Annotated in this window: 1 protein-coding gene (cut by both window edges); it reads right to left on the bottom strand. The window is 64.8% G+C overall.

This entire window lies inside a single protein-coding gene on the bottom strand: locus QZ307_RS00075, encoding an LPXTG cell wall anchor domain-containing protein (RefSeq protein WP_295994091.1). The 70,077-nt coding sequence extends 15,038 nt beyond the window's left edge and 35,789 nt beyond its right edge, so the window shows coding positions 35,790-55,039, spanning codon 11,930 (partial) through codon 18,347 (partial); the first complete codon in reading order (the gene reads right to left) occupies positions 19,247-19,249. Both codon boundaries (start and stop) fall beyond the window edges.

Here is a 19,250-nt window from a genome sequence, read left to right as displayed (position 1 = left end):
CGCCCTCGACGGCATCGTAGGTGGCGCCGGGGATGGTGGTGACGGTGGCGGAAGCCGGATTGCGTGTGGCGCCAAACTCAGCATGGGTGTAGTCGTCGTTGCCGAAGTCCTTGTTCTGCGTCCAGGTCTTGGCCTCGGCGTCGTAGAACCACTGCTTCACGATGACGCGCTTGTTCGCCAGGCCCGGTTCACCCTCGTCCTGGATGCCGTTGTAGTCGGTCTTCGTGGTGTCCGTCTCGGTGAAGTTGCCGTCAGAGTCGCGCCACAGCAGACCGGCGATGTGCTGGAACAGCGGCAGGCGCAGGCCGCCGTCGTTGCTGGCACGGTTGATACCCCAGGCCAGATCGTAGCAGCGCTCGTCGCTCGTCACGTCGGAGACGTCCTTGGCCGCTTCGTCCTCGCGGTTGTTCGGGTTCTTCGAGTTGGGTGCGTCCTGCCTGTTGGAGATGGGCGAATACTTGTCGGCCAGCTGCAGCAGCACGTCGAACTCGTCTTCGGCCATCAGGTAGCCGGTGTTGTGGATCAGGTCGGAGTCGGCCGTGTAGCTGGCGGAGTCGAAGCCGTTCACCTGCAGCTTGGCGGTGTCGTAGGCGCCGAGCCACCACTGCTCGTCGGTGACGCGGGCCTTGTAGGCGTAGACGACCAGCTTGCGGTTCGCGCCCGTGCCCACCCATTCCTGGGTCTTCAGGTTCTCGAAGGTGAATACGCCGCCCTCGACGGGAGCCACCGGGTCGGTTTCGCCGTTGCCGGTAATGCCGGCGGCCGCCGTGGAGGTGCGCACGGTGCGGGCCACCTTATCGGCATGCTCGTCGGCCGTGCCGAGGCCGGCCGCCGGGTCGGCGTCGTAGGCGGCCCACTGCTTGGCGTCGGCCCAGGCGGTCTTCTCCCCGTCAGCCGGATCCCACTTGTCGTCGCGCAGCCACTCTTTCTGCTCGGAGTTGATCACATAGTAGTAGCGCTCGAGCGTAACGGCCAGGTTCTCGGCCGGCTCGTCGCCCTCGGAGCCCTGCAGGCCGTCGTTGTCGTTGTCGAACCACAGCTTGCCACTGATGGATTGGACGGGAGCCTGCACCTGGCCCACATCGCCGCCGCGGGCCACGTGGCGGGTATGGGGAATGACGGTCTCCAAGCCCTCCTCGTCGGTGACGGTCTCGTTGTAGGTCTCGGTGACCACACGGGTCCAGTCGTACAGCACGCTGGCCTCGGTGTCCATGGCGTTGCCGTTCGGGATGGCCACGCAGCCACCAGCGTTGCCGGCATTGGCGTCGTTGGTGGCACGCTCGGCCGCCAGGATGACCTGGCCGTCGTTGGCGCGGCTCAGGGCCTTCTTCTCGCCCTCGTTATAGCTGCCCTCGATGATGATGCCGCCGGCCACGCCACGCTCGGTCACATCGGCCGCGTCGGAGTCGGCCGTACGATCGGCGTTCTCGGTGTGGAAGCGGGTGAGCAGCCACTCGTTGTCGGAGCCGTCCAGGTTCTTGCTATGGTACACGTCCTCCAGCTCGATGCGGTAGGCGGCCAGGTAGTGCTTATCGTCATCGGTCACGTAGGCCGTGGGCAGGTTGGCGAAGCGGTACACGCCGTCCTCGTCGGTCTTCACCTGAAGGACGCCCTCCATACCCGACTTCACGTTGCCGTTCTCATCCACAACGTACTCCAGCACATTGCCCGTGGGGTTGTCCTCGGAAATGGTGCTGCCGTCGTAGATGATGGGCTCCAGGTCGCCGTCGCCCTTGATGGCGCGGTTCGAGGTGTAGCGGTCGGAACCGAAGTTCTTGTTCTGGAACCAGTGGCTGTCGCCGTCGGCGGGGTTGGTGTTGGCCGGATCGTAGTACCACTGCGTAATGTACAGGGTCTCGCCCTCCAGGCCCGGCTCACCCTCGTCCTGCACGCCGTTGTAAGTTTCCTCGGCGCCGTATCCATGGATACCGTCGTTCCACAACTTGCCCTCGATGGAGGCGCGGGGCACGGCGAACAGGCCGGCCTCGCCGCCGCGCTGGGTGCCCATCGGATCGGGCACGTCGTAGGCCACGGAGTTATAGTCGGTCTCGTACTGGTGGCCGTCGCCCTCGTCGGCATGGTCGGCGGTCAGCACGTAGCCGTCGGTGCGCCAGCCGGCAATGTCGCCATCGAAGAACTCCTGGCGCAGCTCGATGAAGCCCTCGGCGGTGCCGTCGGGCACGCGGAAGGCGTCGGAGTCCACGTCCTCCACACCGTCGGTCTTCGACGGATCGGAGGTGTCCACGGGCGTCTTCGTCTCCACCACGTTGCCGTTGGCGTCGGTGGTGAAGGTAGAGGTGGTGCGGTTGATGCCCACATGGGCCTTGGTCAGCGAGAACGAAGGAGCCACCTCGGCCAGCACCAGGCGGTAGGAGGCCACGTAGAGCTTGTCGGTGGTTACCACCTTGGCGTTCTCGAGCGGGCTGCTCGCCTGCTCGCCGGGCTCGTGCACCGTGTTCTTGCCGCTCTCGTTCTCCACGTACACGAAGCTGGGCAGCTCGCTGAAGGCGTAGGAGCCGTTCTTGTCCGTCGTAGCGGACTGGGCCGGGAACACGGCGGCGGGCACCTGCACCCACGCGCCGCGCACCACCGTCACGGGATTGCCGTCGGCACCCTTGATGGTCTCCTTCACGGGGTTGACGGTGGCGCCGTCGGCCACCAGCTCGCCCTCGGCGGGCACGAAGGTAGCGGCATCGCCCTCGCCGGCCATGGTGCCGGCCACGTAGTACCACTGGGTCAGCGTCAGGCGCTTGTCGGCCAGAGGCTGCTCGGTGGCGGTGTCGTAGATGCCGTTGAAGTTGTCGTCCTGCCACACCTTGCCGGTCACCGTGGTGTTGCCGAACAGGCCGAAGCCAGCGTGGAGGCTCGTCTCCTCGCGGGCCACGGAGAAGTCGAAGTCCACCGGCTCGTCCTTGGCATCGGCGGCATCGGTAGCCTTGCCCGTGGTGGTCACGCGGTACTGGCCCTGGGTGGAGCCGGTGGGCTGGACGGGAGCGCCCTCGCCCTCGGCGTTGTCGGTGGCCTTGGCGGCCAGCACGATACGACCGTCCAGGGTGGCCTTGCTGAAGGCCACTTCAGCGCCCTCGGCCGGGGCCTGGGCCTGGGTAGTGTACTCGTTCCAGCGCAGCGGGTAGTTGCCCGCGACGTACAGGTCGGTGCGCTTGTTGGCGGAAGCCGAGAGCACCTTGGAGTTCAGCGGGTCGGTGGCGGCATCGAGCTCAGAGCTCTCCTTGCCCTCCACGTTCACCTGCATGCGGGTGGCCGGCATGCCGTTCATGGACTGCTCGGCCGTATCGTCGTTGCCCAGCACCTCGACGGTGTAGCCGGCCAGGTACTCGGTGGCGGCCTCCAGCACACCCTCCTCGTTCTGACGCACCACGGTGTAGCGGGTGGGCAGGTTGGCGAACTCGTAGGAGCCGTCGGCCTCGGTGAGGGTCCACACGCCCTTGCGGTTCACGTCGTAGGTGGCCTTCGGCAGGGTGAACAGCTGATCGGCCGGCGCCGTGGTGGTCACGGAAGCGCCGTTCTCGGCCTTGGTGTAGTAGTCGTTGCCGAAGTCAGCGTTCAGCGTCCATTCCTTGGTGTCGTTGTTGTAGTACCACTGCTTCAGGATGACCTTCTTGCCGGCGTAACCGGGCTCGCGGGTGACCGTGGTGGTCGCGTCGTCGCCCTCGCCCTCAACCGCGGTGCGGTTCAGGGTGCCGTCGTAGTCGGTGTCGTTGAACACCACGCCGGCGATCTTGCTGGCCACGGGCGTGCGCAGGCCGGCGTCGCTGAAGCGACGGTCGGCGCCCAGGCCCAGGTCGTAGGTGAAGCGGCCGTTCTCGGCCACGGTGTAGCCGGAGCCGTCCGTGACGGTGCCCAGGTTCTCGCCGTTGCGGCCCGTCACCGCCGCAGGCTCGGCCACCTCCGCCTCGGCATTCGCGGCCAGCTGGTCGGCGGCGTAGCGGTCGAGCGTGTTCTGGTTGGCGTTCAGCGACTGCGGGGCCACCAGGTGGTTGGTGCGCGGCGACTCGGCGGTCACCACGTTCAGCAGCACGTCGTACTCACCCTCGGCGTTCAGGTAGCCGTTCGCGTAGATGAGGTCGGAATCGACGGTGAAGTCATCGCCCTGGCGGTACTTGGCTGCGCCGATGGTGCGCTCCCAGAAGGGAACGTCGATGACGCGCACGCGGTAGCCGTAGAGCACGATCTTCGCACCCTCGGTGGTGGTTTCGGTCACGGTGACCGTCTCCATCACCGGGTTGCCCTCGGTGTCGAAGAGCGGGTTGCCCTCTTCGTCGGTGGCCTGCTGCTCCACTTCCTTCTCCACCTCGGTGGTGGTGCCGGGCACGAACAGGTGGCTCGGCAGCTCGCCGAAGCTATAGGCGCCGTTTTCGTCAGTAACGGTGGTGCGCTGAGCATTCACGTTAGCGCCGTTCACGGTCTTCTGCAGGCCCACGGTCGGGTCGGCGTCGTAGGCCGCCCAGTTGTCGGCCCAGTCGGCGTCGCGGGTCCACTGGGCATCCTCGGCCACGGCGAAGGAGCCGTCGGCGGTCTGCTCGGCGGTGATGGTCCAGCGCTCGAGGGCCACCGTGCGGCCGGCCTCCAGAGGCTCGCCGGCGAAGGCGGCCGTGGTCACGCCGTTCTCGTCGGTAACCTCGTCGGTCGGGCCGTCGTAGATGCCGTCGTTGTCGGTGTCGTTCCACAGGAAACCGGAGATGGACTGGCGCGGAGCCTCCACCTGGCCCACGTCGCCGGCCTCCACGGGCACAGCCACGCCTTCGTCGGTGGTATCCGGATCGGCGATCCAGTCGTAGGTCTCCTCCTCGGTGCCCATGCCGTCGCTAGCGGGCAGGGTCACGTTGGCGTTCTTGTTGTTCTCGTCGGTTGCCACCTGGGCCAGGATGATCTGGCCGTCGTGGCTGCGGGTGGTGCGGGCCGTGGCGGCGCCGTCCACGCCGGCACCGTCGGAGGCGATACCCGTGGTGTCGGCGCTGTTGCGGCTGGCGATGATCATGCCGCCGGCCACGCCGAAGCGGTTGGTCAGGGCCACGTCGGAGTCGGACACCACGGAAGCCGAGCCGTTGACGGTGGCGCGGTTGGCGTCGTCGGCGTCCACGCCGTCGTGGTGGTAGCGGGTGAGCACCCACTGGTTCACCGTGCCGTCGGCGGCGTTGGAGGCCTCGCGGTACAGGTCGGCCAACTCCACGCGGTAGGAGGCCAGGTAGTACTGATCGTCGTCGCTTACGTACACCGTGGGCAGGTTCTCCACCAGCCACTGGCCGTCCTCGTTGGTCTGCACCGACAGCACGCCGTTCTTGCCCTCCACTGCGGTCAGCGGCGCGCCGTGGGTCTCGCCCTCGGCCTTGGCGTTGCCGTCGTAGATGATGGCGGCGTCGGCCTCGCCCTCGGCCTTGCTGTACTTGTTAGAGGTGTAGGTGTCGGCGCCGAACAGCTCGTTGCGCACCCACTCGCCCTCGCCGGACTGGGCGTTGGCGGTCATGGCCTTGGGCTTCCAGTACCACTGGGTCAGGTAGACGGTCTGACCGGGGATGCCGGCCTCGCCCTCGTCCTGCACGCCGTTGTAGCCCGTGGCGTAGTCGTAGGTGCCGTCGGCGTTCTTCACGCCGGTGTCGTCCCAGATGCGGCCGGTCAGGCTCGTGCGCGGAATCTTCACGAGGCCCACCTGGCCGCCGCGCTGGGCGAACATCGGGCGCGGCACGTCATAGCGCACGCCGTTGTAGACCTGCTCGTACTGGTAGCTGGCGGCGTCATGGTTCACAGCGCCGTTCTCGCCGGCGGTCAGGTAGTGGTTGCCGTCGGCGCCGCGGGCGGCCACGATGACGTAGCCGTCGGTGCGCCACAGGCTCTTCTGCACGGTGCCGGTGCCGTTGACGTTCGGCGTGGCGTCTTCCACGGCCTGGGCACGGTCGTCGTCACCGTACTTGTGCTGGGTGTTCTCCTCGTACTCCTCAAAGGTGTTCTCGCCGTCGAAGGAGTTGTCGAAGTACTCCTCCACCACCTGGATGACACGGTCACCGTTGGGGTTCGGACGGAAGGCGTCGGAGTCGGAATCCTCCAGGGCCGCGCCGTTCTGGGTGATGGTGGACAGGTCTCCCAAGGTCTTGTCGCCGATGTTCACGCCCACATGCAAGGTAGTCAGCGCGTAGTTCGGCGCCACCTCGGACAAGGTGATGCGGTAGGCGGTCATGAACAGCTTGTCCAGGGCCACCTCGTTGGCCTCGAGCATCTCGGTGAGGTCGGTGTCATTGGGCTGCAGCACGCGCAGGGTGTTGGCGGCGGCGGTCTCCTCCCCTTCCTCGTCGGTGCCGGCCTCGGTTACGTCGCCGGCCAGGTACACGTAGCTCGGCAGCTTCTCGAACTTGTACACGCCCGTGGTCGGGTCGGTCAGGGCCTCGGGACGGGTGAAGGTGGAGCGGGCGCCCTCGGTGCCGGCGTTCTTCACGCGCACCCAGGCACCGGCCTCGGTGTCCTTCGGCGTGCCATCGGCCTCGCGGCTCAGCGTGTTGGTGATCTCGTCCACCTCGAAGTTGTCCTCGTCGGCCTTGAAGGCAGCGATGAGCTTCTCGTCGGTGACGTAGAACCACTGGGTGATGGCCAGCTTGCCGGACGGGATGACCGTCTCGCCGGGATTCAGGATGCCGTCGAAGTTCTGGTCCTGCCACAGCTTGCCGGAGATGGTGGTGAAGCCGTACTCGCCGAAGCCCGCATGCATGCGCAGCTCGTCGCGGCCGCAGGACCAGTCGTAGATGACCGTCTGGTCGGCCGGGTTGCCTTCGGCATCGGTGGGAGCCACCGTGGCGGAGGCAGCGGAGCCGGCGGCCAGGTACTCGTCGTCCTCAGCGGCCTGAGCCTTGCGGGTCTGGTTCACGTAGTACTGGGGCTGGGTGCCGCGGGCAGCCTCGGTGGCCGCCGTGGCACGGGTGCCCGTGGCGGCGTTGCGCGTGGCCTCGGCGCCCTCGGCGGCGGCCTGGGCCGAAGCCTGGGCGGCCAGAATGATCTTGCCGTCCATGGTGGCCTTCACGGTGGTGCCCGCGCCGTCGGTGGTCTGGACCGTCAGCTCGTTCATGCGCACCGGGTAGTTGCCGTCGGTGTAGTCGGCGAAGTTCTGCTCGTCGGCCTGGGCCGCCAGGGCGCTGATGGCCTTGGAATTCTGCTTGTCGTCCACGTCGTCGGTCTGCAGCAGCGTGGCGGGCAGGCCGGGGATGGCCTCGGTGTTCGTGGTGTCCACGGCACCGCCCAGCACCTCGACGGTGTAGCCGGCCAGCCATTCCTCAGCCGGCGCATCCAGCGTGCCGGGGACAGCGGGCACCTCCTCGATACCCTCGTCCTCGTCGCCCTCCACGCCCGGCGTGCCGGCCACACGGGCCTCCACGTAGCGAGCGGGCAGACGATCGAACAGGTAGTCGCCGGCCACGGTGAGCTGCGTATCATCGTCGCCGAAGCTGTCGGCATCGGTCAGCACGGACACGCCCTCGCCCTCCACGTAGGTGGCGTTCGGGATGATGGTGGTCAGGCCGTCGGCATAGGCCGCATTCTCGGACTCCTTCACCACCGATACCTCGGACGTGGTGCCGTCGGCATTGGTCACGGTCTTGCTCTCGTAGGTAACCAGGTTCTCGGCCACCGTGTAGGCATCGTTGCCGAAGTTCTTGTTCTGCACCCACTTCCAGGCAGTTTTCTCCACCTCGGTCTCGACGCCGTCCACTTCTTCGGTAACGGTCTCGGTAACGGGCTTGAAGTACCACTGCTTCAGGATGACGCGCTTGCCAGCCATGCCCCGATCGGTGGTAACCGCCGGCGCAGCCTCTTCGCCCTCGGTCTCATTCGCCGTGGGCGTATGGTTCAGGGTGCCGTCGTAGTCGGCGTCCTGGAACACACGACCGGCGATCTTCTGCTGCACGGGCTCGCGCAGGCCGGCGTCGTTGCCGGCGCGGTCGGCGCCGCGGGCCAGGTCGTAGGTGAGCACCGGATGGAAGCTGGTGTCCAGCGCGTCGTCGGCGCCCTCGCCGTCGTCCTGCGTGGCCACGCCCATGCCAGCGGCGGCGTTGGCCAGCTCGCGGGCAGCGTTGGTGGTCAGCACGGTGGCCACAGCATTCTCGCCGTAGCGATCATTAGTGCCGTAGCGGTCCTGAGAGTTCTGGTTCGGGTTGTCGGGGTTGCCGGCCTTGCGCTTGTTGGCGGACGGCGTATCGGCGGTCTCCACATTCAGCAGCACCGTGTACTCCATGGAGTCGGCCACGGTATTGCCCTCGGCGTCGGTGCCCTCGGCCGTACCGCTCATCAGGTAGCCGTCGCGATGCACCAGATCGGAGTCGGCCAGGTAGTCGTCGGACTCCGGCACATAGCTGGCGCCCTGCAGGTACTTGGCCGTGCCCCAGTAGCGGTTCCACCAGTCGGCCTCGGTCAGGCGCACACGGTAGCCGAACACCACGAGCTTCGCCGTAGCGCCCTCGGTGCCGTCGGCCACCACGTTGCCGTCCTCGTCGAAGGACAGCCAGCCCTGGCTCTTCAAGTTCGTGAACTCATAGGAGCCATCGGCCAGGGTGAGCGCATTGTGGGTGCCCTCGACCTCCGAGGTCTTCGGCACCGCGATGCCCATGGCGTTGCGCACCAGCAGCACGGGCTCGTACTCCGCATCGGCATCGTCGGCAGCGGGGTTCTTCTTGGCCCAGGCCGAAACCTCGGCCACCTCGGCGCTGAACTTCGCCTGCAACTCGGCCTCGGACAGGGCGCGGTAGCTATCGGCGGCGCCGTCGGTGCCGGCCACCTTCTCGTAGTAGGTAACAGTCTCGATGCGCGGGCAGATGGTGCCGTCGGCGTACTTCACCAGCTCGAGCGGCTCGTACTTGCCGTTGGTGCCGGGGCCGGGAGCCTCGATCTGTTCGAAGGCCTCGGCGCTCGTATTGCCGCCGGCGAACAGCGCCTCCAAATCGTCCTGAGTCATGGCCACGTACGAACCGCCCTCACCGTTGGGGTTGGTCACGTAACGGTAGTACATGGCCTCCTCGTCGGCCTCGGCCTCATAGGAGCCGTAGTGGTTGTCGCCGGGCAGCCCCACGGTGGGATCGGTCTCGTAGGCCTCGACGGCCTCGGCCGTGGCCCAAGTGGGATCGGCGTGCCAGCCGTTGCCCACCACCGCAGCATCGTCGGCCTCGGTGCCCTCAGCCAGGGTGTAGTAGCGCTCGAGCGTCAGCTGGGCACCGGCCACCGGCTGATCGACCACGGTGTCAGTCTCGCCCGCGGCAACGGTGCCGTTCAGGCCGTCGTTGTCCACATCATTGAACACCACGCCGGAAATGCGCTGCGTCGGCGGCTTGATCTCGCCGGCATCGCCGCCCTGCACCTGGCGCACGGGCATCTTAGTGGTCGGATCGATCACCTCGTTGCCCTCTTCGTCGAGCAGCGGCTTGTAGGTCAGCCAGTCGTAGGTAATGTAGCGATCGGTGGGCACCAGCAAATCGCCCTCGACCGCGCCGTCGCCCTCGACGGTCTTCTCAATGATGTCGGCCAGGGGCACCGTCACCTTCGAGGCCTGCAGGTCGATGGCCGTAGTGGTCTTATCGATGTTGCTGTACTTCGTGTTCTTGGCCTTGTCCGCCAGGATAATGTGACCGGTATGGGCGCGCACGCCGTCATGGGCCGTGCCGTCCAAGGTGACCACGGTGTCCTGAGCAGTGATGGCCACGCCACCGCCATGAGCCGGAACCTCGCTGGTAGCGTCGGAGTCCACGTCGTAGGAAGCCAGCGGATCGGCGGGGTCCACGGTATCGAGCGTCTTGTGGTAACGAGTGAGCAGCCACTTCTCGTCATCAGCCGTGGAGTCCTCATCAAAGGACGTCAGCTTCAGGTCGCCCACTTCAACGCGATAGCTGGCCAGGTAATGGCTGCCGTCGGCGCTGGTGTAGGCAGCGGGCAGGTTGTCGAAGGTGTACACGCCGCGGGTCGACTCGTCCACGCGGTCGTAGACCACGTCGTGAGCGTCGTCGCCCATGCCCTCGGTGACCGTCTCCTGATAGTGGCGCACGTCGGAAGTCTTCACGGCGATGACGCCGTCCTCCCCTTCCACATTCCACGCGTCGGTGGAGCGCGGCGTGACGGTCTTCTTCTCGGCGAAGGAGCCGGTCTCCGGGTCCACCACGGGGTTGCCGTCCTCGTCGGTCACCTGCTCCACGGTGGTGTGGCTCGTCAGCTTATCCTTGCCGAACTGCAGGTTGCGCACCCAGAAGCCGGAGCCGTCAGCGGCGGCCTCGTACTGGCCAGCCTCAACGGCGTCCTCGGGCACGCCGGCCTCCAGCGCACAGGCCTTCAGCTCGTCGGCGTCCATCGAGGCCAGATCCTTCGTCTGGAACAGGAAGTCCTCGGCCGTCGGAGTCTCGGCTTCCTCGTCGCCTTCCTCGGCGGTCTCGTTGCCGTTCAAATTGGCGAAGGGCAGGTAGTACCACTGGGTCAGGTACACCTCCTGATCGGCCAGACCGGGCTCGCCGTCGTCCTGAATGCCGTTGTAAGCCTTGTCGCGGGCTGCGGCATCGTCGGTATTGGCATTGGTCTCGTAGAACGAGTCGTCCCACACCTTACCGGTGATGCTGGAGCGCGGCACCGGCACCAGGCCAGCGTCCCAGTTGTACAGACGGGCCGCGTCGCCCAGGTCGTACACCGTGGGGTTGACAGTCTGGGCCTCATCGTCCGTGAACAGCATCTTGCCGGAGCCGTAGTCTTCCTCAGACTCGTACTCGAGCTTCTCGGCCAGGTAGATGCGCATCTTGGCCTTATAGGAGTTGTACTCGTCGTTCAGCGTGTCGTAGATGGCCTTGGCCGCGTTGTAGCGCGCCAAAGCGGCATCGTAGTCCGTCTTCAGCTTCTTGTAAATGGCGTCGTAGCCGGGGAAGTCGGGCAGCGTGGCCTTGCGCGTCTTGCTGCCGGCCACCTCGGGATCGGCCTCGTTCAGAGTGTACTCGAAGTCCTTGTCGCCCTTGTAGGCTGCCTCGTAGGTGAGGTACGAGTTGATCTCGCTATCGGCGGACATGATGATGCCCTTGGCGTTGTAAGGCTGCACGTAATGGTTCGTCTGCTCGGAGTTGGTCTGGATGGCCACCAGCTCCTCGTTCACGTCGTAGTAGCAGAAGCCCAGAATCGGTCCCCACTTGGCCAGGAAATCGGCCCAATCGGAGGCCCAGGCCTGCATGCCCTTGGCCTCGGCGGCCTCCCACTCGAGCTCGGTGATGTTGTCAGGATCCTGAACAGTGATCTTGTCGATGTAGTTTTCCTTGCTGTACTTCTCATGGTTCGGGCCGTACACACGCGGAATCTGCAGGTTCAGGTTGCCCGCGTTCGGATCGATGGCATTCAGCGCCTCTTCCTCGGCCTTGCTGTTGATGGGCACGGGCGGCAGCGACGGCTGCTTGGGAATCAGGCGGTTCAAGCTGGTTACCTGGTTCCACAGGTCGTTCAGCGCCGTCTCGGCCGCATCGGTGTCCTCGTAACGGTTCACGGGCAGAGCCACGCCGTCCACGGTGCCCAAAGTGAGCATATTGTCGTAGGCATCGTAGGTGGCACCGCCAATGCTATCCGCCGAACCGGCGATGACCAGGTTCACCGGCGCGTTGTCATGCTTCTTCAGGCCGGGGTTGGGCATCTGGCTCACCACGGTGCCAGGCAGGTACCCCGGCGTGGCGTCGAAGGTGATGCGGCCCACGGTCAGGCCGTCAGCCTTGATGTCCTTCACGGCCTGGGCGAAGGTCTTCTGCGCACCCGAGTCTGCCTTCACGTAGTTGCCCACCACGCGGCTCGGCTCGATGGTCTCGATCGGGTTCATGTTGTCGTCGTACTTGAAGCGGTTCGAATCGGACAGCATGCCCGCCTGGAACAGCGGCATGACCGGCTTCAGGGCATCCAGGTCACGCTTGACCTTGTGCGCCACGGTGTTCGTCTCGATCTCACCGTCCTCGCCGCCGCCGATAGTAACGACGTGCACCACGGTCTTCACGGTCTCGAAGGTGTAAGTCACCGAAACCGTCACCGACTCGCCGGCGTTCAGCTTGATGCCGGTGAACTGCACCTGCGGGTTGCCGTCGCCGTCCGCGCCGTTCTTGTTCACGGCCACGCCGCTCAGGCTGCAGGTGGTAGCGCCCACCTTCACGTTGTCGCCCGTGGGATAGGGGTCGTTCACGCTGATGGTCTGAGCGCGATCGGTCTCGTTGCGATAGGTGGTGGTGTAAGTGATCTCTACCGGCGTGTGCTCGGTTACCTCGGTGAAGGGCTTCAGATCCTCGCCGGAGCCGTCGACCAGCTTGCCGGAGGCCGTCTGCTGGCCGATAGAGGCAAGCACGATGAACTCGTTACGGAAGCTGCCCGGCTCGTGCTGGGAGCCCGGCTCGTTCAGGTAGTAGGTCAGCGTCGAGGCCTCGTCGCCGCCGTATACGTAGTTGCCCGTGCCATCGGTCATGGGCTTGCCGTTCTCGTTCAGCTTGACCGAGGTGTTGGTACCGTCGGGGTTCTGGTATACCAGCGGCTGGTTGTCGATATCGGTGGCCACATTGGACACGGGAATATCGCGCGCCTCGACGTACAGGTCGCGGTTCTTGTCGGCGTCGTGAACCTTCACGTAGCGGGTGCCCTCGGGCGTACTGGCCGTGACCAGCTTATAGGAGCCGTCCTCGTCCTGATAGTAGTACTCATTGCCGTCGGCGTACTTCGTAGTGGTGCCGTTGGCCTGACGCAGCACTGCCGTCTTCTTCGGCTTGGTCATCACATCGGAATCGGAGTCGATGGACTGGCCGAGGTTGCCCTCGTTGTCAGTGCTGAAAGCATTGCGCACGGTAATGGCGTAGTCCTCATCCAGGGCGTTCAGGTCGTCCTGGTCGATGCGCAGACGGTAGCCCGCCAGACGCTTGGTCTTGTAGTCGTCGCCCACGTTGCGGGTGTCGCGCGGATCGACCACGTAGGTGGACACGTCGCGGAACAGGTAGGTGCCCGCAGCGGCGGCATCGCCCGTGTAGGCCTCACGCAGCTCATCGCCAGGATACAGCTGCCAGGCCCACTCGGCGGAATCCTCCATGACCCACTCCATGATGGGGGTCTTGTTACCGTTCTCGTCCTCCACCGGGTACTTGCCGTCGGCGGTCATCTTCCACTGGGGCTGGCCGTCCACCGTCTTCTGCACATATTTCACCGTGGACTCCACCGGAGCGTAGTACCACGTCTCCAGCTTCACCTTCACGCCGCCGTTCTCGGGGCCCTGGCCGATGCCGGCCTCGTCGTCCTGCTGGACGCCGTCGTAGTTGGCATCGTTCCACACATTGTTGCCCAGGTAGCCCTTGGTGCCGTCGACGTAGCCCAGGGCCAGCTTATCCTGGCGCTCGTAGCCCTTCCATTTGTTGGCCGGATCCTCGTAGATTACCTTGCCTTCCTCGTCCAGCGGCAGCGTGGCCGTCAGCGGGTAGGTACGGGCCGAGCCGGACACGTAGCGCAGGTCGTTGTCGGCCACCAGCACGTAGGAGTCGTTGTAGTAGAAGCCGTCCTTCTGGTACTTCAGGGCATCCGAGGTCCACGTGTTCAGCGTGGGCTTGATCAGGCGGTTGGCCACGGTCTCGGAGGTCTTGATGATATAGGTCTTGCCGGCCTTCAAACGGAAGCGGAAGAAGCCGGTCTCGTCGGTCACCAGGGTGGCCGCGTCGCCGTCGGCGTCGGTGGCCAGGCTCGAGGAGATGGAGCCGTTGTTGTACTCGTAAACGTTCACGCGGATGCCCTCGAGGCGCTTCTCCGGCGTGGCCGTAGCACCCTGCATCTGGCTCTCCGTGTCGCCAGTGCCCACGCCCACGGAATCCAGCAGCGAGTTGATCTGGATGTCCTCCTCGGGAGTGCCGTCAGCCAGAATGTCGTCGCGGTAGGTAACGCCCTCGAAGGTGACACCCTGGGCGATGCCCAGCTTCATGGAGGTCATCTTCTGGTCGTAGGCCGCGTGCACCGCATCGGCACGGCGCTGGTCCACGCCCACCTTCGACTGGTCGTAGGCCACAGGCTCCACATTGATGGTGCTCGTGGTAACCACCAGGGCCGCGTCGACGCCATTGGCGTGATCGGCCTCGATGCGCTCGACGGTCAGGTCCTTGTCATCGGCATTGGCGTACAGGTCGGCCTGGCCGATGGACTTCTGCGTGGGCGAGTAGTTGTAGTACTCCTCCGGGAAGGTGAAGCGCAGGCGATAGCGACCGGGCTCCAGGTCGGAGAAGATGTAGTAGCCGGGGTTGCCGTAGTAGTCGGTTTCCGTGGTGAACGTGTAGGGCGCGCCAGAGTCGGCGTTGATGAGGTTGCCAAGGAAGTCGCGCTCGGGCTCGCCGGTACGGGCGTTGCACACGACCCAGCGGTCCTGCCAGCCCGTGGACTGGTTGTTCATCAGGCGCGTGGCCTCGCCGTCACGGTTCACGGGGACGCCGTACTCGTTCAGCAGCTCCACCTTCACGCCGTTGATACCCGGATCGTCGGCCTCAAGGTCGTAGTCCAGGTCGGTCAAGCGGTTCTGAGTGCGGCCGTTCTTGTCGGTGTACACCGAGTTGTCGAAGCGGTTGCCCTCGGCATCCACACCGCGCAGCAGCTTGCGGCCGTTGAGGGATTCCTGGTAGGCGCTCGTGGCCGGGTTGCCGTCCTCGTCCACCAGCTTGCCGTCCACCGTCTGCAGCTTCTTGCCGTCAGCGCTCAAGGTGTCGTCCTCGGAGGTGCCGGACCAGTCGGGATCGAGCCACACATAGTCGCCGATGTAGCCGCGGTTGTCCGGGGCATCGATGAAGGCGCCGGCCTTCACGTTCTCCTCGAAGTACCACGAGCTGAAGTCGTTGGAGTCGGTCTGGTTCACGCGATCCAGGAAGCTGTTCCACTGGATAACGGAGCGCATCTCGTTGGCACGGGCCAGCTTCTTGTCATGCTCAGCCTTCTCCGCATCGTTCATGGAGTCGTAGGTGTTCTTGTCCACAGAGGTGAACAGGTCCACGTTCGGATCGCCGGTCTTGGTACCCACGAACTTGGGCAGGTTGAGCGGCGCCTTCAAGTCGTAGACCAGGCGCAGGTAGCCGCGCTCGCGCACGTAGTCCTCGGCCTTGGGCTGAGCCCAGATGGCGCGCAGACCGCGAGTCAGCTCCTCTTCCTCTTCGGGATACAGCTTCACGTAGTCCTTCAGCTCGGAGAGCTTGATCAGCTTGTAGCCGCGCTTCACCGAGTCCTCGGACTGCACGATGTCTCCGTTGTCGTCGGCACGGCCGTACTGCACGCTCTGGAACTCCTCGAAACGGTAGTTCTCGTGCTCGATGACGTCCTCGGGATCCTCCGGGTAGTTCTCGCCCAGCTCGGTCCACTCCATGAACTTGTAGGTCCACAGCAGCTTGTCCACGTCGGCCAGCTTGATCTTGCCCGTGCTGTCCTTCTCGTAGGGGCCGACCCAGATGTTCACCTCGGAGCCGTCACGCAGCTCCTGGCCATCGGCCGGCATATTCTTGTCAGCGGAGCTGAAGCGCTTCACCTTGATGGAGTCCAGATCCTTCAGCCAGCCGGCCCACTGCGAGTTACGGTAGTTCGGCTGGGTGGGCGACTCGCCGTTGTGGATCTCGGTATCGCCCTCGAAGGGCAGGATGTCGTAGATGACGTTGTTCGAGTACAGACGCGCCTTCGTGTCATCGCGCTCGGGGTTAACCGTGCTTGCGTAGTAGCTGTACTGCGTACCCTCGGGAACCGGGGCGGCGCCGCCGGTCAGCTCGGTCACCAAGTTCTCCATCTGAGAGGTGGTGGTCTTGGTGGAGGACACGTTGGCGTCCTCAGTGAACTCCAGGGCTTTCAGCTGCATCATGACCATGGACTGGCTGGTCTGGCCGTCCAAGTTCACGTCGCGGGTGTCGGACACCAGGCCGCGGGTAGAGCCGTCGTTGTCGGTGTTGCTGGGCGTGTAGGGCTTGAAGTTGCCCGGCTTGTAGCCATAGCCGGCGGTAGTCAGCAGGTCCTCGAACAGCATGTCGGAGGATTCCTTCTGAATGGGCATGATCAGCTCGATGACGATGCCCTGACCCGGATCGAGGATGCCGCGGTCGGTTTCGGTCACCTGGATGATGTTGCCGCTCTCGTCCTCCTTGTCCTTAGTGGTCTGCTCGCCGGTAAAGCGCCAGTTCATCATCTTACGGTTGTAGTTCGAGCCCGCTTCGACGCTGGCCGCCTTATCGGCCATGTTGAAGGCACTGCCGATGGAGGGCTGGTTCATGCGCGGTGTGGAAGAGATCTGCTGGAGAAGGGGATCGGCCACCTCCAGGTAGTCGGTCATCTCCGCCACGTAGTAAGTCCACATGGGCGTCTTGCCGTCCAGATTCGGATGGCCCTTCTTGCCCGCGGCCTGGGACTCGTAGCCCCAGTCAAACCAGTCGTACTTCTTCTTCTCGCCCTCCGGCAGATTCCAGTCGTCCAGAATCTGCTGGTACGGGACGTAGTTCAGCTTGGTGTCGTCCATATCCACCGAGGCGCCGAAGCCCTCGATGAAGGGCAGGATCTGGGAGATCTGCGGATTGGCGCAGTAGTCCTGATCGTAGCCCTTGAATCCCAGGGCCTTCATCTGCTTGTCGGACAGGTTCGACAGGATGATCTTGTAGCGCATCATGCGCGACGAGCCCTTGTCGATGGTGGAGGCACCGGTGACCCACTTGTAGCCGTTGTTGTTGGAGCCGGCGTAGTAGCCCTGGATGATCTCCAGCGCCAGTACGGGACTCTCGGGCGTACGGATGAAGCCGGCGCGGCTGCGCTCGGTCTCCACGTACTTGGTGTCGTCGTAGCGCGGCGTGGCGGACACGAAGTGGTTCACGTGCACGTCGGGGTCCACCTCGGTGGGCGGCGCCTCAGGAGCGCCAGCCAGCGAACCCTGGCCCACGGCCGGCGTGTTCACCAGCGACGTCGAGAACTGGATCATCGGCGCGGCGTTGGTGACGCCCGGCTGCATGGACACCGTCGTGTTCGGATAGTAGTTGCCGGCGGCGTCGAGGATCTGCACCTTGCCGGCATCGTTGGTGCGGTAGCCCCAGCCCACATTCAGGCGCAGCGGGTCGAAGTCGTCGGCCTCCTGCTTGCCCTGGGTGGGAATTTCCTTGTCGTTGGTGTCATAGAGCTTCTTGTCGGAATCGGCCACCGCGTCCACGTCCAGGCGGAAGCCGTGGGGCACAGCCACCTTGGTGGACAGGGTGTCGTCATCCACGCGCGGGTTGCTCGCCGGCACAGCCTTGATGACCCAGCGGATCTGGCGCACCTCGCAGCCCGGATAGTCGTCCAGGAACGAGTCGTCGATGGTCTCGTTGCGCTTGTCGGAGATAGCGTAGCCGTTCACATCGCCGATCTGCACCCAGCGCTGCTGCACCGCCGTGTTGCCGTCGGTGGAGTCGCCGATCTCGTTCAGATCGTCCTCGCCGTACCAGTAGTCGCGGTCGGCGTCGGAGCCAGCCAGGGCGAAGTTCTCATGGTCGTTGTACAACGGGCCGTTCTGCTCGTTGTAGGCGCTGACGGCCTCGTTGCGATCCACGGACACCACGCGGGCGAACATGAACAGGCGCAGCTGGGTCTCCGTCTCGGCAGCCTTGTTAGTGCCGGTGCGCTTCACGGCGAAGTCGAGGTCCACCACGCCGTTCTCATCCACCATGTTGCCCGTGGCGTCGGGGTGGAAGGTCATGGGTACCATGACGGTATTGCCCTCGTCGTCAACGACGATGTCGCCGGTCTCCTCGTCCACCTTCGGAATATCGGTGGTGTAGGTGCCGTTCGTGAGCGAAATGGGCTGGCCCTTGTAGGTGTAGCTGGTGGTGTACTCGCTGCCAGGCACCTCCCACACGCCAGTGGACACGCTCTGGAACGACGAGCGAATACGGCCGAGCGCGTACTCCTTCGACTCGAAGGGAGCGTTGTGCACGGTCATGGCGTTGTCGCCCGCGTTCACTCCGGACGTGGCCCAGAAGGGCACCTGCCAGTCCACCATGAAGGTATTCACGGCACCACCGGTGTTGATGGCCTGGGTGACGTAGAAGTTGTTGGAGCCCTTCAGCTGCACGTCCTGGCCGGTGTACACGTTCATGTCGGCGTTGTAGATCAGGCTGCGCAGCTTCTCGGTGTCGGCGCGAACGCTGACCGAAGGCTTGCGGATGCGGAACGTGCCCGAGGTGGCCGTGACGTACAGGTCGTCCAGGTCCTTATCGCGGTCGTAGTTCAGGTTCTGGTACTGATGGTCCTCGGCCTTCTCGCCGGCGCGATAGAAGCGGTTAACCGACTGGCCGTGGAATGAGGTACCGATGAGGGTCTTGGCGATGTCCTCCATCTTCGGCTTCGAGGCCGAAGCGCCGGGCTTCACGTCGTCTTCCTTGAGGTCGCCGTTCTCATCCTTGCCGAAGCCGGTATTGGCGCCCGGAGTCAGACCCTCGCCGGTGCCGTCGTAGATGTGATCCCAGGCGGCGTCGTTCGGGTCATCGGACAGCCAGTTCAGCTTCGTCTCGTGGGCCGTGGCGTACACCTGCGACTCATCGCCGTCCCAGGCGTTGATGGCGGCCATCTGCTCCTTGTAGCTGACCAGCTCGCCGTCGTTGTAGAGGCTCTCGTCCATGGCGGTGTCCTCGTCGCCCAGGTTGTCCAGGCGCGTCTTCACCTTCAAGGTCATGGAATCGCCGTAGCCCAGGTAGCCGTCGGCGTGAGCACCGGCATAGTAGGCGTTCAGCAAGCTGTCGAACTCGGCGAACTCGGAGTCGGTGGCATCGTCGGGCGCGGCAATCTCGAAAACCACTACTTCTTGGTCGTGGCCATGGGCCTTCTGGGTGGTGTAGGAGCCCACACCCTGGTTCTCCTCGGTCGAGCCGGAGAGCACGTCGTTGATAAGGTTGCGGCTGGCCACAGTATCGAGCGGGTTGTCCTTGTCGGCCTTGCCGTAGTGCGCGTTATCCTTGGCGCCGCGGCTGGCGATGGAACCGGTGGTGGCGTAGGAGTTGTCGCCGTAATTCGGCTGATAGGTGACCTTCACCGTCCAGCCCTTGTCCAGCAGCTGCTGGGGCGTCAGGCGCTCCACCTTCATGACGGCCTGGCCCTTGGCAGTGTCGGCCTCGGTAGCGCCCTTGATCTCCTTGCCCTCAGCGTCGACGACCCACTCTTCCTTGGTCAGGTCGGCCGTGGTGGCATGACGGTCCTTGTAGGTGCGCTCGACGTAGAAGGCGTAGTCGTCATCGGTGTAGCCCAAGGTGGCATCCTGGCCG

It is taken from the genome of uncultured Adlercreutzia sp. (genome assembly GCA_910585575.1).
Taxonomy (GTDB): Bacteria; Actinomycetota; Coriobacteriia; order Coriobacteriales; family Eggerthellaceae; genus Adlercreutzia.
Note: the sequence above shows the minus strand (reverse complement) of the source record. Positions and strands in the feature narration are given on the sequence as shown.